The sequence below is a fragment of the Paraflavitalea sp. genome, from assembly GCF_059502485.1.
The window spans coordinates 1,681,851-1,705,077 of the sequence record NZ_JCACET010000010.1; the positions used below are offsets into that span (position 1 = coordinate 1,681,851).

Genomic DNA, 23,227 nt, shown 5'->3' on the forward strand with positions numbered 1-23,227 from the left:
TTTAATTATATATGAGCTATCTGATCACGGTCAGTCTCATGGTCAAGCGAGATCTTCAGGTTTACAACATAGATGCTGTTGTTGTCACTGATGTCGAGCAGGTAACGGCCAGGATACAAGACATCCAACCGCCGACGTGCATTTACCAGGCCCACTCCCCCACCCCCACTTTCACTGCTGTAAGATGGATTGCGGATAATGGTGTTGCCCACAGTAAGGGTAAGGTCGGTACCGGTTACGCCAATCCTGATATCAATGGCCGACGGGCTGGAGTAACTGATACCATGTTTGAACGCATTTTCAATAAAGGTGATCAACAGTAAAGGCGCTATAAGCAGATCACTGGTAACACCATTTACATCGTACTGGATGGTTATGTTTTTAGAGATCCGCAGCTTTTGCAGATCGATGTAGTTCCGTATGTATTCCAGGTCTTTCTTCAAGGGTATCTTTTCAGTAGTACTATCGTACAACACATACCGCATGATCTGCGAGAACTTGAGAATAGAGTATTCCGTTTGCTCCGACTTCAGGTGCGCCTGCGAATAAATACTGTTCAGGGTATTGAATAGAAAGTGTGGATTGATCTGCAACTTCAGGAAGTTGAGCTCCGCATTCAGCCGTTCATTCTCCAACGCCTTCTTCTGCTTTTCACTGATGATAAACGAATTCGCCAGTTTGATGAACCCACTGATGAGCAGGATGATCACGCCTGATGAAAGCGTATTCATCAACACCATCGAGAAACCCATCCAGAATATTCCTCTCTCACCCAAAGGGCCACCCCTGAATAAACGAATGCCCGCAGCAGGCATTGTTACTCCACCTACCGCACTTACCGACGCCTCGATCATCGTATCCTGCGGATGCCGCGTATGGAAATATTGTCTCAACATATGCATACGCCTGCGCATGGTATCATCCCTTATAAGACTCACAGTACCTGCCACCATTGCAGGTTCCTGATAAGTGGCACCTGTAGTACCTGCTACGTGCAAAGTAGGCATGGCTGGTATGGCTGGCATAGTCGGTAAAGCCTGCGTAAAAAAACCATCACCCGTTACAGAATCCTTCACCGTTATCATCCTGCCACCTGGCCCCATCCTGCTGGTGAGTATATAATGCTTTGCATTAGCCCGCAGGTGCTCCCGGAAGAAATACTCCGTAACAATATTCACTACACACAACAGCAATAGAGCCGCCGTGATGGATAAAAAATAATTAGCCACTTTCCTGCGCTGAAAGAACTGGGGCAGCAGGTAATAATAGTTTACATAAAAAAGAATGACAAGGAAAGATTTAGTCACCAGCTCACGATAAATGAACGTATTGTCCAATATCCTGATCCGGTAGATCAATAACGGCATGGCCAGAAAAAGCCCCCATAGAAAAAGATGTGACACGATTACCAGTACACGATGACGTGTAGTTTTCACGGGTTTAAATCCCAGTATATAGGCTATGCTATCACGGGCTTTCTCTTTGGTCATCATATTAATGAGCAGGCAAGGTAGTGGTACGCTGCATTTGATGCGCATTAAATACAGGCGTCTCACCCAATTTTATATTTCCTATAACAATTCGCGCATCAGCTTCCGCAGCCTGTTTCGTTGCAAAGCCTTTCCTGCCTGCAACGTGCGGATTAATGGACTGGTGTATCAGCACCTTATCACCTGTCAGAATATCATACCCCCACCCTTCTCCACTGGAGAAGCACTGATACGATAGTTGATCCGCAGGCCTGTTGTTGTAGTGCCAGTAAAGTTTGATAGCCGTAATAGCTGCCGCTATCACAACGGCAGCTATCAGGATTCTGTAAGACTTATTGGTTGTCATCGTCATTCTGTTCATCTGCAGGGCGCCACTCATACATGTTGTAATAATATTCAGAACCATTGCGGCCAGTGAGCACAAACCCCCTGTCTTTCAAGGTCATGGCCAAAGCCCCTTCTCTTGCCTTGCCTTCAAAATCGGTTTTGCGCGTCCACTGATCGTTGGCCGCATCATACTCCCAAACAGTAGCATTATAAGAACCACTTTGCCCGGTAGCCAGGTAAGCTTTCCCACCCATTACAAAACTCACTGCATTGTAACGTACAATAGACGAATAATCATCGTCATAACTTTCGTCCGATACATTTGTCAGCTTCCTTTTTTCGGTCCAGTCCTTCGTTGCCGGATCATACACCAGCAAGTCATTCAACGCTGTACCATTGTTGCTGCCGCTTACTACATAAGCTTTATTATTCAACACAAATACGGTAGAAGCTGACCTTCTGCGGTTCATACTTTTCACCTGCTCCCATTGACCGGTAGCGGGCGTGTAAGAATATATATCCTGCAAGTCACTACCATCGTATCCTGAACCAACATACCCTTTATCACCAATAGCAAACCCTATTGCATTATAACGGGCCGACCCCGGAAAAGGAGGCAGCGTATCCCAATCGTTCGTAGCCGGATTGAAGGAGTACATATCGTTAAATTCATCGTATCCGTCGGTACCAGTACCTACATAACCGATATTACCTACTGCAAATGCGACAGCCGAATTCCTTTGCGGACCTGGCACTTCTTTCATGCGTGTCCAGTAGTCTTTATCTAAATCGTACTCCCACAGATCATTGTAACGTTTGGTACCGGAAACGCCGGTACCGAGATAGGCTTTATTCCCAATGGTAAACAGAATGGCCTCACCTCTCGCATCGTTTTCAAAGTCCTTGCTGATCGACCAGTTTCCAACCAGGTCGTCGTCACTACTTGTACTCTTCGTACAGCCGGGCACTATCAATACAGGGGTTAATACAATCAATGAAGCAGCAACATAAACAGCAAATTGTTTCATCTCTAAGCGTATTTTCGATAAAAGTATCTATGTGCTCTCCAAATGAGTTGGTAAAATAGATAGTCCCGTAAGTTGAATCGACGAATGTTTAGGAATAATCGTCAGGTTAAATAACGAGGTAAGAGGCGGGAAATAGAAGGTTGAGCACTTCATCTTTCGCTGCATGAAGCTTGTTAATAAAATGCTAAGAGTATTCAGCTACGTTATACTCAATAGTGTAAGCATTCACTCCTTCTGTTAGGGTGGGTCGCCCTCCAAGGGCGGCTCACCCTAACAGAAGTGAACTTCTGATTCGTCGATTATTTAGAGCCGACTATCTATTATAACAAATCGTCCTCTCATTACCCTAATATATTGCGCAGATCATCATTCCAAGATTTGTGTATGACTATTCCGAAACCTGCCGCTACGGTATTCTCCGGCCTGTGCCTTGTGATAACATTGTTCAGCTCCTGCTATAAAGAACCCATCAAGTTTGGCGACATTGGTGGCGAAAGCAACACCCGGCTTATTACCATCGACACCATTACTCCCATTTTATCGACGGTAATACTGGATTCCTTCCCAACTTCCGACAAAGGCATCCTGCTTATCGGTCGCTGGGAAGATCCGCTGATGGGCACCACCCGGGCCAGCACGTATTTCCAGGTAGGACTGCCGGCCAGTGTAATCAATCTGGCTTTTCCCAATGATGCGGTCTACGACTCACTGGCCATGACGCTCAGGCCCAACAAGCAATACTTCGGTGATACGGTACAAGCCCAAACCTTTTCTGTATATGAGTTGGCCAATCAACCCGACTACACGTATGCCAACAGCTTGTACAACACTTCCTCCACGGCAAAAGCATCTGCTACACCGATGGGCAGTACCACGGTCCGCATCAGGCTCAACCGGAATGACTCCGTACAGATTACCCTGCCCTACAGCAAAGGCTTGGAACTATACAACAAGATAAAAGCCCAAACGTCGGAAGTAAAAAGTGAGGACAACTTCCTGAATTACCTGCGCGGCTTTTGCATCCAGGTGAATGACAACGACAAGGGCGCCGTCTTTGGTTTCAATGCCGACAGCAGTGTGATGATGAAGTTGTATTATCACACCACTATTCCTACGTACCAACAGCACGTGATCGAATTTACGCTGACACGCACCGCTTATCAGTACAATCAATTATTAAGTAACCGGACAGGCACCGCCCTGGACCCGCTTGGCTCCACCCAGAAAGAGTTCTTTACTTCCAAGCAATACCCGTATGCCTTTACACAATCGGGCACCGGTGTAATGATGAAGATGAAGTTCCCTTCTCTGCGTAATATATTGGGCCTGGGCAGTGTGGTGAGATTACTGAACGCCAAAGTGGTTATCAAACCCGTGGAACAGACTTTCGACACCTATGGTTATCGCCTGCCCGATACGCTTTACATGGCTCAAACGGATGGCACCAATAACATTGGCAGCTTTATTCCCGATATCACAGGTTCTGCCACACAGTTCAGCACGCCTTCCATCGATTACATCTATCGCCTCAACACCAATTACACATTCGATCTTTCTTCCTATACCAATTATTTATTGAACACGGCTGGCGTAACAGAAGATGGCGTATTTGTGTTGGAACAAATTCCCGGCTCCAATAAAAAACTAAACCGCGCTTTGATGGGCAGCTACAACCATCCAAAGTACAGAACACAGTTGATAATGACAGTTATGGTAATAGAATAAAAACCCATTGCTGATTGCCCATTGCCGACTGCCGATTTCAACGTAAAAAAGACATTCATGAATAGATATCTAACCTTTCTTGTATTGATCATCGCGTTTAATGTTGACGCACAAGATTATAATGCTCCGTACTCTATTTACGGCGTGGGCGACCTGGAGCAACGATTTTATGACCGCAGTATTGGTGTGGCCAATAGCTCACTTTCATTGGTAAGTACACCGATGTACCAATTCTTAAAGAACCCGGCTTCACTAAGTGGATTGGAGCGCAGTAATGTTTATGTGAATATGGCGCTTACCGGCAGAACAGTTAGTTATGCCGGCGACGCCATCAACGAAGGCAACCGCACTACCCGCGACTTCTCGATCAAAAGTTTTTCAGTGGCCACCAAACTGAATAAATACTGGGCCAGTAGCATTGGCTTTATGCCCGTGAGCTATGCCGGCTACCGATATACTGCCACAAAAACCATTGAAGGAAGCAATGATACCTATGCCGGAGATTATGAAGGCGACGGCGGGTTGTACAATGTATATTGGAATAATGCCCTGGCGCTGGGCAAGCACTTTTCAGTAGGTGTACGCTCGTCTTTCATCTTTGGTTCCCTTAACCTGACAGAGACGCTTTCCGGCGAAGCGCTGGCAGCTTCTATCGTTACCAAGACAAGAGATTACTATAACAACTTTCGTTTTGAGTTTGGCTCTATCTACAGAGCCAATATTACTAAGAACTGGCAGTTGGCGCTTGGCGGTAAGCTTACCACCAAGACCAAACTCAACTCCGACCGAACAGTTACCATTACAGAAGGGACCACCGTTATCAAAGAAGACCAGGAAGTAAAAAGTGACGCTTTTTACCTGCCTGTTTCGTATGATGCGGGCATATCGTTCACCCACAAGAACCGACTCACATTTTCTGTAGACTACAACTACCAAAGCTGGACCGATCTGAAGCAGCGGGGCTATGGTTACTCCCTGATCAACAGCCGCAGGCTATCGGCCGGCATACAGTTCTCGAACCAGATAGAAGCCTGGGGCCGCCGCTATGAAAAGAACTATATACAGGCAGGCTTCTTCACCAACAACTCTTACCTGCGTGTGCGCAATACCCCCATCAATGAAATAGGCGGCAGCATCGGCTATGGCAGTTACCTATCCGGTAGCCTGTTTTATGGCCTGTCTGTAGAAGCCGGCCGCCGGGGCACCATTGTCAATGGCCTCATCAAAGAGAATTATGTGCAGGGCACTTTAACGCTAAGTTTAAGAGAGTTCCTGTTCAGTAAGGGGCATAAATATGATTAGTTAACGGGTTGATAGGTTGAAAAGTTGAAAGGCAAGTGACCGGATTCAAGCATTACAAATGCTCACGGGCATAGGTAACGATTCTCCATTGCATATAGCCTCCTATAATTCAAGGGTTTGAATTATTGGCCTATCGATGGCGGAACAATCTTTTCACTCCCCCCTCCCTGTGCAAAGATTTCTTGAATAAGTAATGTGCCAGATTTGTGTATTCTGCGCCGATATCCTTATTTTGGTGCTGGATTCAAGGATGACCTCCCGTATTCAGTTACCATCTATCCATCCACCATTAAACCTTCATCACTGCTGCCATTGCTGATCAATTACCGGCCAAGGGGCTGGCGTTAACCAATATCCATCCTGATTATAGTAGCAAATTTTAATTCGTAATTTCCAAAAGCACAGGCTCGATGACGCACCTGGGACAAGACCTGGTTACCCAATTTACACAGGGAGATACCCGTGCTTTTACTACTATCTATAATATTTACTATCCCCGTCTTTTCAACTTCGTGAAGCGCATGGTGGACAACCGCCAGGAGGCGCAGGACATTACGGCCGAAACCTTCGTGAAGCTATGGCGCCTGCACCCCAACTTCTCCACGACCGATAAAATAAGGGCTTTCCTGTTCGTGACCGCCCGCAATGCCTGTTATGATTTTTTAAAGTACAATGCCCGGGAGAACAGTCAGCAAAAAGAGTTGCTGCACCAGTTGCTACCCGAGACCGACAGTGTAGTAATGCGCGATGAGATCAAGGCTGATGTGCTGGATCATATCTACACTGCGATCGAGCAACTACCCCAACAATGTAAGGCGGTATTCACCCTCTCCTACCTCGAAGGCCGCAAGAATAATGAAATTGCTGAACTGCTCCACATTACTGATAAAACTGTGCGCAATCAAAAAGTATTGGCTAAAAAACTACTGCGTGTAGCATTGTTTGATCACCTGCGTATAGTGTCGCTCCTCCTTTGGATGATGCCGGCTGGTTTGTTGTAAGAAGTTACTACGGATGTTAATATTTTGCCTGTTAACATGCAGTCAAGTAGAAAAGAATATAATAATGTAAACAGACGATTAGTTACCCAGTAGTTTTTTTATTTCATTGGCTATTTCATCGACCTTTCTCTCACTATAACCAGAGGAAATATACTGTATAACACCTTGCTTATCGATGAGGAAGTTTTTAGGAATGCCAACAGTGGCATATTTATTACATATTTTTTTATCAGGATCGAGGCCAGGTGTGAAAAAAATTCCCTCTTCCTGCTGCAGGTTGGCGATGCATTCGGCTACAAGTTCCTTTTGTTCTCCCCAGGAGATTGCCAGAAAAACAAAATCTTTGCTTTTAAAAGGTATGAGAACCTTTGAAGAGAGTTCATGCAATTCTTTTAAGCAAGGATGACACCACGTCGCCCAAAAATTGATTAGCACTACCTTGCCTTTCAAATCGGATAATTTTACATTTGTCCCATCCAGCATTTGAACAGTAAAATCGGCAGCAGGATTATTTACATTGAGCAGATTCTCTTCGTCCATGCCACGTACTGATTGTTGGACCTGGCTTTCTTTTTGTTTCTTTTCTTCCTCGGTAAAAAGGGAGATCATCATAATAGATTGCTTATCCTTACTCACTTTGTCGCCAAACTTTTCTTTAAGTGCTTTCATTTCTTCATCGGATACTCCTTTCCGCACAGTCTTGATATCTCCACTTTTAGCATATTTATTTACAGTAGCCATAGTGGTAACAGAATCATTACTAATGATGAAATATTCCGTTTTATTAGGGGTATTATCCTGTGCCTGAGATATACAAGTAAGAAAAGAAAGAATTACGATAAAAACAGTTCGCATAGCATAGGTTTAAGACAATTGGGATTTCTTTAACGGGCGTGAAGATAACCAGCTTGGAGGTAAGTTATTGATAATGCAGCCTTTATTTAAAATTTTCCTGTTTTCACCGGGACATTTAGAGAGTTTTCAGTTACAAGAATTCCATATTTTCGACTAAAGAACTAAGAGTTTACAATTTATTTATACTTGTTGAGTAGAAACCTGGCGTGTAGTTAGTAGGTTTATCGGATTGGAAGCTTTCCTTTTCTTCTTTCTGCCCCACCATATCATAACACCTGTAACAGGTAATGAAGCTGCAATCAGGCTGGCAAAGAAAGCCAGGAACTTGCCCGGCAAGCCCCAAATGGCCCCTGTGTGGATATCGTAGTTAGCGCGGTAGATCTTATCGGAAACCGTTGCCTGATCAATTCTACCCCAGATATGTTTTACCGGGATCTCCTTCAGCGTATATTGATCATAAAAGCGGTAATCCGTTTTCCAGTAAGTACCTCTTTCGGCATTCAAAGCTATCTCTATAGCCCCCGTGTCAGAAGCCGGGAAATGTACATCCATCACTTCACCAGTAGCAGCTTCCTTGGCAAGCTGTTGCCACAACACATCCACCGGTTGAGCATACAGCGCTTTCGCATCGGTCTTGGCACTCAGCGGCTCCACATACTCAGTCGTTTTTTCTCCACCCACAGCCCAATAAGCAGCTTTAGAGAACCATTGAAAACCCCAAACCAATCCGGTTAGTGCAATGAAGATCACTACCCAGGTCATATAAAAGCCGAAGACGTTATGCAGGTCATAATTCACCCGGCGCCAGCGGGCATTCCATTTCACGCTGAAACGTTGCTTACGTGCAGCCTTGTTCTTAGGCCACCAGAGAATAAGGCCGGAGATCATCATTACCACAAATACCAGCGTCGCGTAAGCTACTACGGGCTGACCAATGGTTGGCGGCAACCAGAGGTAAAAATGCCCATCCAATACCCAGTGGAAAAAGCCAGCTTCCATGTCCTTGGTCTTTAGCATCTCTCCTGTATAAGGATTGATGTAAACCATATAGTAATACTCCTCAGGCTCATAAGCATAAAAAGATACCCGGGCAGCATCGGTTTTACGGCCATAGCCAACACTATGTATATGCTTGCCGGGCAATTGCTTTTCGGCAATGCTCTTGAGTTGAGAAGGTGGCAAATAAGGCTGCTCCTGCGCTTTTACATACCGGAACGGCTCCATCATATCCGTAATCTCTTCCTGAAACGCATACAGACAGCCCGTAATAGCGATAATAAAAACGAGGATCCCGGACACCAACCCGAGCCATAAATGCACTTTACCAATGATCTTTTTGAAGGACATAGGCGCAAGTTAGGAAGCTTCATTTACGCATTTGGGAAAATGGGTTTCGCAATGCGGAAACAGCCTATAAATCAATGACCTAACCCGCGTGTAAAACAAAAAAGCGCTCTCAAAGAGAGCGCCTTCAGGACATTGTGTGGTGTATTTTATACTGGATGGTGGATTCTATATCTTTTGCCTACGCACTACAAGTCACACAACCGTCTTCCATAGTACAGGTAGCCCCTACTGGGATGGCATCAGCCTCACCACCTTCTACTACTTTCAACGTATGATTGTCGGTAAGTGGCTCGGTCATCTTGCCACCTTGTTTCTCTACCGTGAACTGTACAGCCTGAGAAGCAGCCTTCGTGCGCAGGTAGTACATACCGGTCTTCAAACCTTTCTTCCAGCCATAGAAGTGCATGGAAGTAAGCTTACCGGTAGTAGGCGTATCTACAAACAGGTTCAGCGATTGAGACTGACAGATATAAGCACCGCGATCGGCAGCCATATCGATCAGCGTGCGCTGTTTGATCTCCCAAACAGTTTTGTAAATCTCCTTGATATTGTCAGGAATGCCATCGATCTTCTGCACAGAACCATTGTGCGTAATGATCTTGTTCTTCATATCATCATTCCACAGGTTCAGTTCAACCAGGTCTTTCAACAGGTGCTTATTCACTACTACAAACTCACCACTCAGTACACGACGCACATAAATGTTGGAAGTATAAGGCTCAAAACACTCGTTGTTGCCCAGTATCTGTGAAGTAGAAGCCGTAGGCATCGGCGCTACCAGCAGAGAGTTGCGGATACCGTGCTTTATTACCTCCGCCTTCAGTGTATACCAATCCCACCGCAGAGACGGCTCAACACCCCATGCGTCGAACTGGAAAACACCTTTGGAAGCAGGAGAACCGGCAAACGTTTCATAAGCACCTTCTACTTTAGCCAGATCTTTACTGGCAGTCATAGCGGCAAAATAGATCGTTTCGAAGATGTCTTTATTCAGTTGCTTGGCACCCTCACTTTCAAAAGGCAGGCGCATCAGAATAAAGGCATCAGCCAATCCTTGTACACCCAACCCGATCGGACGATGGCGCAGGTTAGACGTTTTGGCTTCTTCAACCGGATAATAATTATTGTCAATGATCTTGTTCAGGTTCTTGGTAGCCTGGTAGGTTACATCATACAAGGTCTGGTGGTCAAACTGGCCGTTGTTCACAAAACGTGGCAAAGCCAGCGAGGCCAGGTTACAAACCGCCACCTCTTTATCGGAAGTATATTCCAGTATCTCCGTACATAAGTTGCTGCTCTTGATCGTACCCAGGTTCTGCTGGTTTGATTTGCGGTTGGCAGAATCCTTATACAGCAGGTAGGGCGTACCAGTCTCGATCTGTGCATCCAGGATAGCAAACCAGAGGTCTTGTGCTTTCACCGTTCTGCGCGCGCGGCCTTCCTGTTCGTATTGATGATACAGCTTTTCAAATTCCTCACCCCAGCACTCATGCAAACCCGGCGCTTCATGGGGACAGAACAAGCTCCACTGGCCATCACTCTCTACACGTTGCATAAACAGGTCGGGGATCCACAGCGCATAGAACAAATCTCTTGCACGCATTTCTTCCTTACCATGGTTCTTGCGCAGATCAAGGAATTCAAAAACGTCAGCATGCCAGGGCTCCAGGTAAATGGCAAAAGCACCTTTGCGCTTACCACCGCCCTGATCTACATAGCGGGCAGTATCATTAAACACACGCAGCATAGGGATGATACCATTGCTGGTACCATTAGTGCCGCCGATATAGCTACCGGTAGCACGGATGCCGTGGATAGAAAGACCGATGCCACCAGCACTCTGAGATATCTTGGCAGTTTGTTTCAAGGTGTCATAAATACCATCGATGCTGTCCTCCTTCATAGTCAGCAGGAAGCAGCTGCTCATTTGCGGCTTAGGCGTGCCGGCATTGAACAAGGTTGGCGTGGCATGTGTAAACCAGCGCTCAGACATCAGGTGATAAGTCTTGATAGCGCTCTCGATATCGTTTTTATGAATACCCACCGATACACGCATGAACATATGCTGTGGACGCTCCACCACTTTGCCATCCACCTTCAGCAGGTAAGATTTTTCCAGTGTTTTGAAACCGAAATAATCGAAGCTGTAATCACGATCGTAGATGATCGTAGAATCCAGCAATTCGGCATGCTCCTGGATGATAGCCCACACGTCATCAGCCAGCAAAGGAGCTGCTTTACCAGCCTTGCTGTCCCTGCATTCGTACAGCAACTTCATCGTATCGGAAAAAGTCTTGATGGTATTCTTATGCAGGTTGCTCACTGCGATGCGGCTGGCCAGCAACGCATAATCCGGGTGCTTCACCGTTAAGGAAGCAGCAGTTTCTGCAGCGAGGTTATCCAGTTCGGTAGTGGTAACGCCATCATACAAACCTTCAATAACCTTCTTCGCTACATCGATGGAATTCACAAACCGCCTGTCGAGCCCATAGCATAGTTTTTCTATGCGGGCAGTGATCTTGTCAAACTTGACAGATTCTCTTTTGCCGTTTCTTTTTATTACAAACATGGGTCAGTAAGTATTTATGATAAGTGATTAATGCTTTTTAAGCTGTTAGCTTTTAGCCATTAGGTGTTAGCAAAGCAAAAGCCCTAAAAGCTAATAGCTAAAGGCTAATGCCTGTTTAGAAATCTTCCTCCAACGAAAATGACTGGCTTTCTTTATTACCCATCACGCCACTCTTCTGGTAATCGCCCACACGCTTTTCAAAGAAGTTAGTCTTACCTTCCAGGGAGATCATTTCCATGAAGTCGAAAGGATTGGTGCTGTTGAACATTTTGGGATAGCCCAGTTCACTCAGCCAGCGGTCAGCTACAAACTCGATGTATTGCTGCATCAGCTTGGCATTCATACCGATCAGGTCCACAGGCAGTGCTTCCGTGATGAATTCCTTTTCAATCTTCACCGCATCGCCGATGATAGCGTATACTTCTTCCTGCGTCATCTTTTTACTCAGCATGCTGTACAGCAAGCAGGCAAATTCGCAATGCAAGCCTTCATCACGACTGATCAGTTCATTGCTGAATGTAAGACCGGGCATCAGGCCTCTCTTCTTTAACCAGAAGATGGAGCAGAAGCTGCCACTGAAGAAAATACCTTCTACGGCGGCAAAGGCTACGAGTCTTTCAGCGAAACTGCCATTCTCGATCCAGCGCAGCGCCCACTCCGCTTTCTTTTTCACAGCAGGCACCGTATCGATAGCATGGAACAAGCGATGCTTTTCCTGGGGATCTTTAATATAGGTGTCGATCAATAAAGCGTATGTTTCAGAATGGATGTTCTCCATCATGATCTGGAAGCCATAGAAGCAACGTGCTTCGGGCAATTGCACTTCGCTCATGAAGTTGACTGCCAGGTTCTCATTCACAATACCATCGCTGGCAGCAAAGAATGCCAGTACATGCGAAATAAAATGACGTTCACCATCGTTTAAGTTCGCCCAGTGTTGCAGGTCACCGCTCAGATCGATCTCTTCCGCTGTCCAGAAGCTTGCTTCATGCTTCTTGTACATTTCCCACACCCTGGGATAATTGATGGGCAGAATAACAAAGCGGTCTTTGTTTTCCTGCAGTAATATTTCGTTTTCGTTGCTCATGGCTCAATGGTATAGTTATATTAGTAATAGTCTGTCTTCTCCTCGTTGCCTTGCCTTCTACCGACGACGATATCCTTCCATAGAAATACACTTCCATGGATGGAACCAGCGATCACCCGTTACAAAAGGGAACAACACAATACGTGGCCACGCCACTGACCGGAGGGGTGAGGGTGCAGTGAGTGACAGTATAGCAGTGCGAATTACCTTTGATGCGAAGGTGTGGCACTTAATTGTATGGCAGGTATCTGACTTTGTCCGCGAAAGCTACAAACCGGAGTGGCGAAAAGTAAGCGATTTTAAAGCCACTACTTATTGCCGATTGCCGATTGCCAATTCACGAAATTCACAGTTGCGCAACAGTCCATGATTTACACATGGTTCCCTTTTAAGCCTGTCTAAATACCTGTTTTTGAGGCAAATAGACGGGCACCAACACAATATTTTGTAAAAGAGCGAATACAAACTTAAACTTCGAGGCGGGGCTGGTCAAATGAACTTAGTAACAGGGGGTGGATAATTCTTCCACGCTGAATTGACAACCGTCAAGAGCCTTACCGGATGGGCTTTTGCTTAAAATTGTCCTGCTCTCAACACTTTAGCTGGGTAAATTTGTAATACAGGACTCTCCATTCTATACACCGTATACCGAATACAGCATTCTTCTACTTACAAACACTTAACCCAATGTTAACATTTGGGTTAGTGGTCAATTATGGAAATTTTAGTCTGTCGAAATAAAACAAGGATGTAAATAATGGATGAAATTTATGGTGTGGTCCGGGTTAATCGAAGGGCCACCTATGATCATGAGAAAATCTACGCAATTTCAATAACCCGGGCCTAAAGTTCTAAAAACGGGAACGCTACGATAGCTTATGTATTTCGAAGGTCCGGGTTATCTGAAATTGCAACTGGCTGTATAGCCACCTTGGTTGAGGTATGTATTTAATAAAAACCGGCCGGCCAATACCGGTAGTATGTATTAAGCGACAGTACATGCTATAGGATTGTGCCAGCCCACTGACTCTCCTCCTCTTTTTGACCCTTATACTGCTAAAGGCTGCTGATTAGGCCCGTACACTGTGTGACACACTTGCTTTATCGAATAGTACATGCTGAACAGGCGGAGTGTCTGCCTTGTACCCATGTAAAACCTTAACAAACATTAAGAAATCGTTACAGTCAAATGAACAAGCGTTTCATAGTGGGGATCGTATCCCTGCTCCTTATCCTGTTGATGGTGTATGCAGCACAGGCCAAACTAAGAGATTACTACAATTTTCAATTCGGGCTTAGTGAATCACCCATCATCGCTCCTTTTGCTGGTATATTGGCCTGGGCCGTACCGGCGATGGAGCTCATCATTGCTGCCATGCTGGCCATACCACGCCTTCGGTTAGCCGGCTTGTACGCCTCCTTTGTATTAATGACATTATTTACCCTGTACATTATTGTGATGCTCAGTTTCTACGACGACATCCCCTGTTCTTGCGGGGGCGTATTGGAAGAAATGTCGTGGGGCGTACACATTGCCTTCAACCTGGCCTTTGTGTTGGGCAGCGCCTGGGCCATCATGCTCGAGAAGAAGCGCCGACGACGTCCTCCATCGACGACGTCACCTGCTTCGCCTGCCGAAGCTTTAGCGTAGGCAAGTCGAAGGATCTTTATCAAGAGTTACACCTATTCAAATACCGATCACCATTAAACCAATGTGTCATGCGTAAGAACATCCTGGAACGTTTGGAACGTATTGACCGCCTTATCCGAATTAAAGGAACCGGAAGCCCGGCAGAACTGGCGGCCAGATTAAAAATGTCTGAAAGAAATATTTACCAGTACCTCAACCTCATGCGCGACCTGGGCGCGCCTATCAAATTTGATCCTTATCGTGAAACTTACTACTACAGCGAAGAAGGACAATTCATTGTTTGTTTTCAACGCTTCGAGGGAGAGGAAACAGATGATAAGGACAAAAAAACAGCACTTAAAAAGTCTGCTTAGTGTCATACTGAGCTTGTTGAAGCATCTATTTTGTCAGCCTGATCCTGTCAAAGGCCTGTGCTTGAATAATAACACGCCACTGCACAATAGGTGCAGTATGGCCGTGTAAATTAGAATCACGAATACAGCATTTTTATACATGGAATACAGTGTGTCGAATACATGCTGTATTCTCTATTATGCTAAATTTAAAACAAGCCCATGAAACCAATAAGCATCACCCACGCATCCGAAATCCCTGCTGAAAAAGGCCCCGAACAACAGCAGGAGCAACCCAAAGGCAAGGTCGAAAAAAAATCCGGAAAGCGTATTGGATTCAACTATATCATTCTAAAAAGTTATAAGGAAAGCCAGAAGAATGACGTAGTTAAATGCCTGTATATTAAAAGCCTGATCAAGTGGGGATTTTGTGTAATCAAGGAAGGTTCTTATGGTGACACCAAGGATAAAAACAATCGTGATATCATAGACCGGCTCAAATGGCAAAAACAGTTGCATGAACAATTACAGGACAAGATTCGAATGCCAAGATTATTAGGACATTTTGAAGAAAATGGTAATTATTATTTGGTGATCGGACATATCAAAGGAATACCCTTGTACAAGGCATGTGATGATAAAGAAAAAGAATTAAAGCAAGGATTAATCACCGGTAATAAAATCGGCAGAAAGTTCCTCAATTACTTAATCCAGATAGCTGCTTTATTGGAAACACTCCATAAGGAAGGTATTGTACATCGTGACGCTACGGCCAATAATTATATGATCACTGCTGGCGGGAAAGTGGCACTTATAGATATGGAACTATCTTATTCTATACCAGAGCAGTTTCCCACTCCGGCTTTCTCTTTGGGTACTTATGGCTATATGTCAAAGCAGCAGGAAGCAATTGCCATTCCCACTACAGCGGAAGACATTTTTGCTTTTGGAGCTGTTATATTACAAATGTGGAGTGGTATATCTGCCTCCAGATTGACCAATGAACCTATTGATGAATTAACCAAAAAGATAGCCTTTTTCGTTCCTGATCAACAGATAGCTAATCTCGTAACCCAATGTCTGCTGCCTGAGGATGATAAACGACCGGATGCTACTCATGCACTTCGCGTATTAAAACAATACCAGATAGATCTGAAAAATAAAGTACCGAGACCGGTCAATCAGCGTGTTTATTATTCACATGAAGAAATATTGGTTACGGTGCAGGAAGCTATTCAAACATTGGCGACGCCTTTACTTGCAGATACGGAGAAGGGATGGTTTGCAGATGACTTGCAACCACCTTCCCCCGAAGACAAACACTTGTTACGGAAAAAATGGTATGCCAGTTATAACAGGGGTTGTATAGGAGTTGTATATATGCTGGCGCAAGCCAAAGCAATGGGATTGAATATTGATGCCAATAAACCTTTTGTAGAGAAGACCCTGGAACTGGTAAAAAGAAAATACATAGATCGTATCGAACGAGGTGCTACTGGCTTGCATTTTGGGCCTGATGGCATTGCCGCTGCACTGACCGTTGCTATCCGGAATGAATTGATAGTAGCTTCTCCGGAGTACCTTGAATGGATTGATTTATTGCTGGAGAAGAGCAGTGATATACTTGATATTGAGTATGGGGTGGCGGGCCAAGGAATAGCCAATCTGGTGAGCAAGTCATTTATCACTCCGCAGCAGTTACAGGCAAGATTGCAACGCTATGCTGAATTATTGATAAAGAATCAACACAAAGATGGTTATTGGCTAAAAGGGTATTATAAGCAAAAGTATACCAGAAGAAAAATGAAAAGAATTACCCGTGGTTTTACACAAGGAATGGCGGGCTTTGTATACTTCTTGCTGGAATACGGCCACCGGTGCCAACATCAGCCAAGTAAAGATGCGGCTCAACGTGGCCTGCAATGGCTGACCCAGAAAGCGAGATACAAAAAAGGAAATATAGAATGGCGTTCTGCACGAGGAAAACGATTAGGTTATGGCTGGGCGGAAGGAGCAGCCGGTATTGCGTTTACTTTTATCCGGGCTTTCCAGCTTACCAATATACCATTATACCGTAAATATGCTGAAAAGACATTACGCCATATCCCGGCGGATAATACGGCATATGACATAGGCCAGCAGGACGGCCTTAGCAGTATTGGAGAAGTCTATCTGGAAGCCTGGCAGGTATTCAACAACCCAGAGTGGCTTAACCGGGCCACATGGATAGCTCAAGTGATCATGCAACAGAAAAAACTGCACCCTAAATATGGAACCTATTGGATAGTGAAAGGAGAACGTGAGCCCGTAGCTAATTTTATGGTAGGTAATAGTGGCGTAATACATTTCCTGCTAAGGTACTGTCATCCTGACAAGATCGGTTTCCCCCTTATGCCTGAAAATTAACTTACAATCGCATTAGCTTGCTGGAGCCTTTTGTCACCTTGAGCTCGTCGAAGGGTAATCATTTAAAACTTGTGTTCATATGAAGTATTTAAGAATGTTCGAGGCTGCTTCGGGTCTCTTTCCTAAGCGCATCAATGTAACATTGATCGATGCAGCTACTGGCAATAGATTAGGCAAATACAAAATACTGGCAGAGTTGCTGCCAGCTGCCTTTAATCGCCCTATTACGCTGGACATTGACAATACTCACTGGCGCATACTGCAGGCTGATCCTTTGCTATCAGATGACTTTCTGTTCACAAAGAAACTTACCCTCCAGGTGCAGCCCGTTGCAAGTGTTGATTCACGTCAACTAAAATTTGATTTACCTACTATATGTAAAGTTTTGCCGTCTATAGATGCAAGTGGTATGTATCAGGATTTTACTTTGAAAATAGAAGAAATCGATTGGCGGCAGATAGAATTATTACCGCTTAGTCAATCAGGCCTAATAGAAGAAGCGGTAGAAATAGTAGCGGGTATTCTCAACAACCAGATCAACCCATTGCTGGGTTATGAGCAACAATATATACGTGATAATACCTTGCAACCGGGCATCACTTTTCCCTTCGATCAATTTTGTTCCTTGCTGGTTAATCCCGTAAAAGGAAATATCTTATTCAGTAATAGAGGGTTTGTACAAAACGGCTTTGCTGTACAGAGCGATAGCTATACTTATTATGGCATACAGGAAAACGGTTCCATCCAAATGCTATGCTTAAATCAGTTTGAGTGGGCTGATGATGAGTTTATGCGGGTATTAGCTACATATGAACTATGCCTGATCGATTGGTGTAATGCTTCCCGTATCAGTGCCGAAGCCGGCGAAAAACCTAAAAGCGAATATATAAACATATAATATAAGTAACCTCACGTTCACGCAGTTTTCTTTTCATCAACTTGCTTCTCTTTTTGTTTTGCTTTCTTTTCTTTTTCCAATTCGCGTTCTTGTCTTTTCTTTTCCCGTTCTTTTACCCAGGCCTTGAACTCGGGATAGCCAGGCTGGCTATAGTAATCTTGCAAGATGGCCTGTGCAATAGGATTTTTAAGGCCCAATTCAGAGATTACTTTCTCATCCAGAATCCTATCAAGCAAACGTTCGCGTAGTTGTCCTTTGAATTGTTGCTTCGCTTTGTTATACAAGGTTCTGGCATACACGTCATAGGATTTCAGGCTGTCGGTACTAAAATCAAAGCCTGCCTGCCTGTTGAGTTCCATCCAGGTAAAGGTATAAACATCATAAATGGATCCATTGTATTCTGAAAGCCCGTTCAGCCATTGCCGGGACGGTTTGTTTTGGGTAGAATCCCATATCTGCATAAGATCATTGGTGGTTAACTGTGTATTACCTGTAGAGCTAACGGCTCTCTGTAAAGCACAGAAGGCGTCGACCCGGTCACATTCTGCATTTCCGATAAGATTAGATTTGTAAAAATCATATTCGGTAGGCGTGATCTGGTTCCTGAAAGATTCTATTACGGGCAGCGATAAGGCCATTTTTTCATCGACGTAGCGGTTCCATTCCTGGTAATCGGACATATTGTTGACATTATAGCTGTACTTCTTGAAAGGTTTTGATACCCGTTCTGCCAATTGAGCCAAGGTATCTATCAATACCATTGCATGGGTATTACTGCCCGAGTAGCGGAGGTAATTCTCCTTGTATAGAACATATATACTATCTCCGGGATACATGATAATACCTGTGCCCAAAGGCGGATACAATTTAATAGGTTGATTGGAATATATTTCCCAACGCACCTTTCCCTCTCTTACCTTTCCCTTCACAGTAGCAACATCGGGGCTGACCTCTTTAAGTGGAAAAAACTGATATCGCAGGTTTATTTCTTCCTGTATGGTAAAAACCTCTTCCAGTTCGCGGTGAAACCATTTATTTATGGTCGCCTCAATAATAATTTTTTTACGTGACTCGCTGCCTGACTTACAGCCTGTTGTAAGGAATAAAAAAAAAGTCGTCGAAGCGATAATAACCCCATAACCAAAAAAAGACATAGTTTGTATGAACGGTATTTTTTCCATAACAATAAGGTAAATGAGTTACAATTTTATAGATACCCGGTGGCCTTTTCGATCAACCTGTAAAAAATGATGCCGTTTGATAAAGAGGCCACTTGGGTTGTCATTAGCATAATCGGTCCCTGTATGGACAAGTTTGCCGTCAAATGAAATACTATTTGTAATTGGCAGGTTATTACCTGTTACTAAGCCCTTTACATTGAATTGTTGCAACAGGCTGTTAACTGTCTCTATAGTTAATCCATGATTTTCCGGTAAAGCAACAGTTGATACTGTGGTGAGCGTGACAGGTTGTTGTATGTATAGTGAGCGTACAAAATTATTGACTGCTGCAAGTGTAAAGGATCGATTAGTGAGAAAGGGCAGCAAGTCATAGTGTACAAATAATAATTGACCGATCTTTTCGACAATATTTCGCGCACTCAACCATTGCTTTAATTCAAAGTTGGCGCTATACAGGGCTGTAAAAGGGCTACGGGATTTGTCGGTAGCAGCCGGGTAAGCAGGATGCTCGTATTGCCAGGATCCGTTAACCTGTCCCAGTTCATAAGGTCCCGGTAGGAAATGGACAACTCCTCCCATGGCCTTTGCCCTTTGTTCTAATGAATACAGAAACCACCACCAGTTAGCATCAGGCTTACTGGAATCATGACTATTGCCAAATATCACCAAACTGCCTTCTCCAAAAGTCCAGCGCAAATTCTGGTTTACTACTTTATGTTTGATCAGCAGGTGGCAAAAAGGACGGAACTGATCTTTACTGCCTGACACTACAAATAAGCGGCGGGAAGCCTGATAAGTGTGGGGTATAGTACTCAATGATTGTTGCAGCCGGAATGAAAAATGTCCATGTCTTGTAAGATCACCAGGCAATCGTAATGCTATTTTTACAGAATGAGGCATAGTTATTCGCTTAATGGCCGTTGACCAGAAAAAAATTCACACAAATCGGCCCTTACAGTAGCAGGGACAGCCGATACTCTTTTATATGCTTTTTGATGGTGCGTATAATATAGGGTTGGTTTGTCCTTGTACAGATTATATCGATAAGCTAAGTTCTGGCTATCAAGAATAAGTCGTTGGCCATCGGATATGATAGGAAGTTCATAATGCTGCTCCTGGAAATATCCACGCATGGTTTTCCGGCCTCCGTTTGCCGCAATAATGATATAATGATTGGGGGCCAGACTCGTCTGGTGGTTCATAATACTATCGATGGTCTTTTTCCGGCATGAAGGGCAACTGGCCTGCACTGGTAGTATTAGGAAAGCAAGTGAGTCATTGCGTATTATCTCCGGTATGCGGTATTGGATAACGGCTATCAAACCTCTGAACAAGGAATCCTGCTGTTGTGGCTCGGTAATTATTTCTATACTGGTGGGGGGCTTTTCACAGGCCGTCCAAAAGACTATTACAACCAATAAGATGATCGTTTTCATAGCACTAAAATAAATCGGGCTGCTGCAGTTTGGTTGCAGCGCAAGATTATTTCTGCGGAGCATGAAGTCCGGCCAACGGAGTTATTTGGTCCTGGCCGTCTTTATAGGCAAAACGCACAAACTTCAGAGCGTATTCATTCTGAAAATCAGTACGGGCGTAGAGTTGTCCATCCGGAGTGAAGAACAACGATTCGAAGTCTACGCCGGCCGGCCAGGCTGATTCGCCAATTATCTGAAAATGTTCATTGAAGATTAGTACGGTTAACCGGGGGGCTTTTTTAGCATGGAACTCCTCCGGGGTCATTTTGTGTCGTGCGAGACGTAGATAATATTTACGGACTGAGTCAAAAAGTACAGGGCCATAGGAATCACGGATTGCAGACTCTTTCAACTCATCCTCATATTTTTTTAGAGATTGTACAGATAGCGGGTATATGGGTTCTTGCTGCTCACGACTGCGGGCAAAATAGGAATCAAAATGATCAATAAAGTTCGTCTCATATAGCAGTGTGTCGGCAGGGAAACTAAATACGAATTTTCTCCGGTTATTGTAGCAAAAATTGTATTCCAGGAAGTGATCGCCGTATAGGTTTTCCTGATATAGTTTGGGCAAAGGATAAAGCAATTGAGTAGTCCCTTTTTTAAGATCGAAGCTATACATGACTTTCCAGTTGCGTAAAGCATTTAAAGACCGATAATCTACTCTGTTGCGACTGATGGCATATAGGGTATGGCCTATCAGGACTGGCTGCTTGTGATTATCAAATACAGCAACATTGTCTTCTGGCTTAGTAGGAAATTCGATCTTAACTGTCCGATGCCCACTGCTATCAAAAAGACGTAGGGTAGATCTGTTAATAATAAAGATACTGTCCCAATTTTTTATAAAAACTGATGTTTTATGAAGCTGTCGGGTGTCAAATAGTTTTTTTAAGGGAATGTGACGGCATAGCTGTTGATTCAATAAGTAATAAACAAGGATTGATTGCGAGCGCTGGTCATAAAAAGATATATAATGAATTCCTTTTTCCTGAAAAGTATTGAAAGATTTTACTTCGTTGTAACTATTGTTACTCAGTTGAAATTGTAACGTATCAGATTTTGCAATCAACTGAATGCGGTCATATTCAGGAGTGGCACTATGGAAGTTATGATCGATCGTTCGTACAGAACTGCGGCAACCTTGCATCAGTACAACAAATAAGAAGAACAACACAATGCACGATTTGTAATAATCTAAGCTCATATCCTGATTATTTATAGCGCCATTAGATTTCCTCCTGCTTTTATTATTCAAAGAGCACAAAAGGAAGTAATTGAACCGGAAAAAGATGATTATGATAACCATCTATAAGATCCATTAGAATTAATTTAAAGATGTTTGACCCAGGCCTGATACATTACTGGTAATAGTCTTGACTTTTTGGATACAAATAACGCCAGTTGTTATTGAACTGGTAGGATCTTTTCCAACTCCTACAGTTGAAGTTCTTGAAGAATTACGTGCACCATAACAATTTCCTCCGGCATGAGTTATACTCCACGTACATAGTGCGCCACTCGCCTGATCCCTACTACAAGTTAATTGTGCTATCCAACCAGCACCAATACTCGCTTGCAGACGTCCAGTGGTTCCCTTATCTTTTTTATTGGGAAGCATAGCTGCAGTAATGGCTGATGTTATGATAAGCAATAGACCTGTAACACCCCATGATATATTTTGTTTCATATACAATAAATGATTGATTAAGAATACAATTACAGTAATGGCTTGGATTAGTTATCATATTGGATCAATAGTGTGAAGTATAACCATTCCTGACAAACATACTTGTACAATTAATTACAAATAGATTAATAGAGAAAACTGGCACATAGGCAATTTTAAGCATCAATTATAAGATGTATGATTAACATTTCGATCTGGGCCCATATATAGCTGCTAATGGTCTTTACTTTATTGAGGAAAATGAATCCAGCTGTTGTTGAACTGGTAAGCTTTTTTCTAACTCCTGCAGTTGAAGTTCTTGAAAATGACGTCCATCATCGTAACAAACTTCTCCGGTATGGGACTTGGATTGGTTAGTATCTTAGCATATAGGTCAATAGTGAGAGACATATAAATCTCCTTACAAGCATACTTTGTCATTAACCACAAATACATTAATGAAAAAAAGCTGGCTGCAATAGCCAGCTTTTTTTCATCAGGATTAATTAAAAGATGTATGATTAATATCTTGATCTGGACCCGATGCATTGCTGCTAATGGTCTTTACTTTTGCGCCCAAAGCATTTGTTATTGAACTGGTAAGATCTTTTCCAGTTCCTACAGTTGAAGTTCTTGATCCTTCGCCATCAACACCACTAACGCCTTGTGTTGCAGTCCAGGTACATAGATTCCCAACCGCCTGATCTTTACTACAAGTTAATTGTGCTAAGAGACCGTTAGCACTTGCCTGCAGACGTCCGCTGGTTCCCTTATCTTTGTTATTAGGAACTACAGCTGCGGCAACAGCAGAGGCACCGATGAGTACAAGGCCCAACAGGGAGTACTTACGCATTGATTCTTTTTTCATAAATGATGTTTATTCG

General features: G+C 43.9%; 20 protein-coding genes and 1 riboswitch. Of the genes, 7 read left to right on the plus strand and 13 right to left on the minus strand.

Features of this window, described 5'->3' with window-relative positions:
• Positions 1–5 precede the first annotated feature (5 nt).
• The 3 genes from AC5JBY_RS23950 to AC5JBY_RS23960 are packed head-to-tail and all read right to left on the minus strand — an operon-like array spanning position 6 to position 2,845.
• Positions 6–1,493 (minus strand): sensor histidine kinase, encoded by a 1,488-nt coding sequence (locus tag AC5JBY_RS23950; RefSeq protein ID WP_495907192.1) that lies wholly within the window; start codon positions 1,491–1,493, stop codon positions 6–8.
• 1 nt (position 1,494) lies between these two features.
• Positions 1,495–1,836: a DUF4907 domain-containing protein gene (locus tag AC5JBY_RS23955; protein ID WP_495907193.1), complete on the minus strand. Its 342-nt coding sequence runs from the start codon at positions 1,834–1,836 to the stop codon at positions 1,495–1,497.
• Complete coding sequence (locus AC5JBY_RS23960; RefSeq protein WP_495907194.1) at positions 1,823–2,845, minus strand: Kelch repeat-containing protein; 1,023 nt, start codon at positions 2,843–2,845, stop codon at positions 1,823–1,825. Before AC5JBY_RS23960 ends, AC5JBY_RS23955 begins: the two co-directional genes overlap by 14 nt.
• Before the next feature lie 384 nt (positions 2,846–3,229).
• Between AC5JBY_RS23960 and AC5JBY_RS23965 the strand changes: the two genes are divergently transcribed.
• The 3 genes from AC5JBY_RS23965 (at position 3,230) to AC5JBY_RS23975 (ending at position 6,873) form a co-directional block, all read left to right on the plus strand.
• Entirely contained in the window at positions 3,230–4,570 is a 1,341-nt protein-coding gene (locus AC5JBY_RS23965; protein ID WP_495907195.1) for a DUF4270 family protein, read from the plus strand.
• Between the two features lie 57 nt (positions 4,571–4,627).
• Positions 4,628–5,872, plus strand: coding sequence for a BamG family beta-barrel-assembly machinery protein (gene bamG, locus AC5JBY_RS23970; protein ID WP_495907196.1), 1,245 nt, complete (start codon positions 4,628–4,630; stop codon positions 5,870–5,872).
• 410 nt (positions 5,873–6,282) lie between these two features.
• Positions 6,283–6,873: an RNA polymerase sigma factor gene (locus AC5JBY_RS23975; protein WP_495907197.1), complete on the plus strand. Its 591-nt coding sequence runs from the start codon at positions 6,283–6,285 to the stop codon at positions 6,871–6,873.
• A gap of 78 nt (positions 6,874–6,951) precedes the next feature.
• Here AC5JBY_RS23975 and AC5JBY_RS23980 read toward each other — a convergent pair whose 3' ends face one another.
• The 4 genes from AC5JBY_RS23980 to AC5JBY_RS23995 form a co-directional block, all read right to left on the minus strand.
• Positions 6,952–7,728 (minus strand): peroxiredoxin family protein, encoded by a 777-nt coding sequence (locus tag AC5JBY_RS23980; RefSeq protein WP_495907198.1) that lies wholly within the window; start codon positions 7,726–7,728, stop codon positions 6,952–6,954.
• A 180-nt stretch (positions 7,729–7,908) separates the two neighbouring features.
• Positions 7,909–9,075, minus strand: coding sequence for a PepSY-associated TM helix domain-containing protein (locus tag AC5JBY_RS23985; protein WP_495907199.1), 1,167 nt, complete (start codon positions 9,073–9,075; stop codon positions 7,909–7,911).
• Positions 9,076–9,253: 178 nt separating this feature from the next.
• The gene (locus tag AC5JBY_RS23990) at positions 9,254–11,644 is read right to left on the minus strand and encodes a ribonucleoside-diphosphate reductase subunit alpha (protein ID WP_495907200.1); all 2,391 of its coding nucleotides are present in this window, start codon (positions 11,642–11,644) and stop codon (positions 9,254–9,256) included.
• Positions 11,645–11,759: 115 nt separating this feature from the next.
• A complete protein-coding gene (locus AC5JBY_RS23995; RefSeq protein ID WP_495907201.1) occupies positions 11,760–12,731 on the minus strand; it encodes a ribonucleoside-diphosphate reductase small subunit in 972 nt (323 codons plus the stop codon).
• A 222-nt stretch (positions 12,732–12,953) separates the two neighbouring features.
• A riboswitch (cobalamin riboswitch) is annotated at positions 12,954–13,183 on the minus strand.
• A gap of 737 nt (positions 13,184–13,920) precedes the next feature.
• Between AC5JBY_RS23995 and AC5JBY_RS24000 the strand changes: the two genes are divergently transcribed.
• The 4 genes from AC5JBY_RS24000 (at position 13,921) to AC5JBY_RS24015 (ending at position 18,018) form a co-directional block, all read left to right on the plus strand.
• Entirely contained in the window at positions 13,921–14,382 is a 462-nt protein-coding gene (locus AC5JBY_RS24000; RefSeq protein ID WP_495907202.1) for a MauE/DoxX family redox-associated membrane protein, read from the plus strand.
• Between the two features lie 68 nt (positions 14,383–14,450).
• A complete protein-coding gene (locus AC5JBY_RS24005) occupies positions 14,451–14,735 on the plus strand; it encodes a hypothetical protein (RefSeq protein ID WP_495907203.1) in 285 nt (94 codons plus the stop codon).
• Positions 14,736–14,936: 201 nt separating this feature from the next.
• The gene (locus AC5JBY_RS24010) at positions 14,937–17,120 is read left to right on the plus strand and encodes a lanthionine synthetase LanC family protein (protein ID WP_495907204.1); all 2,184 of its coding nucleotides are present in this window, start codon (positions 14,937–14,939) and stop codon (positions 17,118–17,120) included.
• Positions 17,121–17,199: 79 nt separating this feature from the next.
• Positions 17,200–18,018, plus strand: coding sequence for a hypothetical protein (locus AC5JBY_RS24015; protein WP_495907205.1), 819 nt, complete (start codon positions 17,200–17,202; stop codon positions 18,016–18,018).
• Positions 18,019–18,035: 17 nt separating this feature from the next.
• On the opposite strand, the gene AC5JBY_RS24020 is transcribed toward AC5JBY_RS24015, so the two are convergent.
• The 6 genes from AC5JBY_RS24020 to AC5JBY_RS24045 form a co-directional block, all read right to left on the minus strand.
• The gene (locus tag AC5JBY_RS24020; protein ID WP_495907206.1) at positions 18,036–19,199 is read right to left on the minus strand and encodes a hypothetical protein; all 1,164 of its coding nucleotides are present in this window, start codon (positions 19,197–19,199) and stop codon (positions 18,036–18,038) included.
• A gap of 18 nt (positions 19,200–19,217) precedes the next feature.
• A complete protein-coding gene (locus AC5JBY_RS24025) occupies positions 19,218–20,099 on the minus strand; it encodes a hypothetical protein (RefSeq protein ID WP_495907207.1) in 882 nt (293 codons plus the stop codon).
• A gap of 2 nt (positions 20,100–20,101) precedes the next feature.
• On the minus strand, positions 20,102–20,635 hold the full coding sequence (locus tag AC5JBY_RS24030; RefSeq protein WP_495907208.1) for a hypothetical protein: 534 nt from the start codon (positions 20,633–20,635) through the stop codon (positions 20,102–20,104).
• A 46-nt stretch (positions 20,636–20,681) separates the two neighbouring features.
• Positions 20,682–21,881 carry a DUF4221 family protein gene (locus AC5JBY_RS24035; RefSeq protein WP_495907209.1) on the minus strand — a complete coding sequence of 400 codons (1,200 nt, stop codon included), beginning with the start codon at positions 21,879–21,881 and terminating at the stop codon, positions 20,682–20,684.
• Positions 21,882–22,001: 120 nt separating this feature from the next.
• Positions 22,002–22,364, minus strand: coding sequence for a hypothetical protein (locus tag AC5JBY_RS24040; RefSeq protein ID WP_495907210.1), 363 nt, complete (start codon positions 22,362–22,364; stop codon positions 22,002–22,004).
• Positions 22,365–22,845: 481 nt separating this feature from the next.
• A complete protein-coding gene (locus AC5JBY_RS24045) occupies positions 22,846–23,211 on the minus strand; it encodes a hypothetical protein (protein WP_495907211.1) in 366 nt (121 codons plus the stop codon).
• Positions 23,212–23,227 lie beyond the last annotated feature (16 nt).

Bases quoted from the DNA above. Each gene is read 5' to 3' on its own strand.
- AC5JBY_RS23950 (WP_495907192.1), bottom strand. From the start codon at position 1,493: ATGATGACCAAAGAGAAAGCCCGTGATAGCATAGCCTATATACTGGGA.
- AC5JBY_RS23955 (WP_495907193.1), bottom strand. From the start codon at position 1,836: ATGACAACCAATAAGTCTTACAGAATCCTGATAGCTGCCGTTGTGATA.
- AC5JBY_RS23960 (WP_495907194.1), bottom strand. From the start codon at position 2,845: ATGAAACAATTTGCTGTTTATGTTGCTGCTTCATTGATTGTATTAACC.
- AC5JBY_RS23965 (WP_495907195.1), top strand. From the start codon at position 3,230: ATGACTATTCCGAAACCTGCCGCTACGGTATTCTCCGGCCTGTGCCTT.
- bamG (WP_495907196.1), top strand. From the start codon at position 4,628: ATGAATAGATATCTAACCTTTCTTGTATTGATCATCGCGTTTAATGTT.
- AC5JBY_RS23975 (WP_495907197.1), top strand. From the start codon at position 6,283: ATGACGCACCTGGGACAAGACCTGGTTACCCAATTTACACAGGGAGAT.
- AC5JBY_RS23980 (WP_495907198.1), bottom strand. From the start codon at position 7,728: ATGCGAACTGTTTTTATCGTAATTCTTTCTTTTCTTACTTGTATATCT.
- AC5JBY_RS23985 (WP_495907199.1), bottom strand. From the start codon at position 9,075: ATGTCCTTCAAAAAGATCATTGGTAAAGTGCATTTATGGCTCGGGTTG.
- AC5JBY_RS23990 (WP_495907200.1), bottom strand. From the start codon at position 11,644: ATGTTTGTAATAAAAAGAAACGGCAAAAGAGAATCTGTCAAGTTTGAC.
- AC5JBY_RS23995 (WP_495907201.1), bottom strand. From the start codon at position 12,731: ATGAGCAACGAAAACGAAATATTACTGCAGGAAAACAAAGACCGCTTT.
- AC5JBY_RS24000 (WP_495907202.1), top strand. From the start codon at position 13,921: ATGAACAAGCGTTTCATAGTGGGGATCGTATCCCTGCTCCTTATCCTG.
- AC5JBY_RS24005 (WP_495907203.1), top strand. From the start codon at position 14,451: ATGCGTAAGAACATCCTGGAACGTTTGGAACGTATTGACCGCCTTATC.
- AC5JBY_RS24010 (WP_495907204.1), top strand. From the start codon at position 14,937: ATGAAACCAATAAGCATCACCCACGCATCCGAAATCCCTGCTGAAAAA.
- AC5JBY_RS24015 (WP_495907205.1), top strand. From the start codon at position 17,200: ATGAAGTATTTAAGAATGTTCGAGGCTGCTTCGGGTCTCTTTCCTAAG.
- AC5JBY_RS24020 (WP_495907206.1), bottom strand. From the start codon at position 19,199: ATGGAAAAAATACCGTTCATACAAACTATGTCTTTTTTTGGTTATGGG.
- AC5JBY_RS24025 (WP_495907207.1), bottom strand. From the start codon at position 20,099: ATGCCTCATTCTGTAAAAATAGCATTACGATTGCCTGGTGATCTTACA.
- AC5JBY_RS24030 (WP_495907208.1), bottom strand. From the start codon at position 20,635: ATGAAAACGATCATCTTATTGGTTGTAATAGTCTTTTGGACGGCCTGT.
- AC5JBY_RS24035 (WP_495907209.1), bottom strand. From the start codon at position 21,881: ATGAGCTTAGATTATTACAAATCGTGCATTGTGTTGTTCTTCTTATTT.
- AC5JBY_RS24040 (WP_495907210.1), bottom strand. From the start codon at position 22,364: ATGAAACAAAATATATCATGGGGTGTTACAGGTCTATTGCTTATCATA.
- AC5JBY_RS24045 (WP_495907211.1), bottom strand. From the start codon at position 23,211: ATGAAAAAAGAATCAATGCGTAAGTACTCCCTGTTGGGCCTTGTACTC.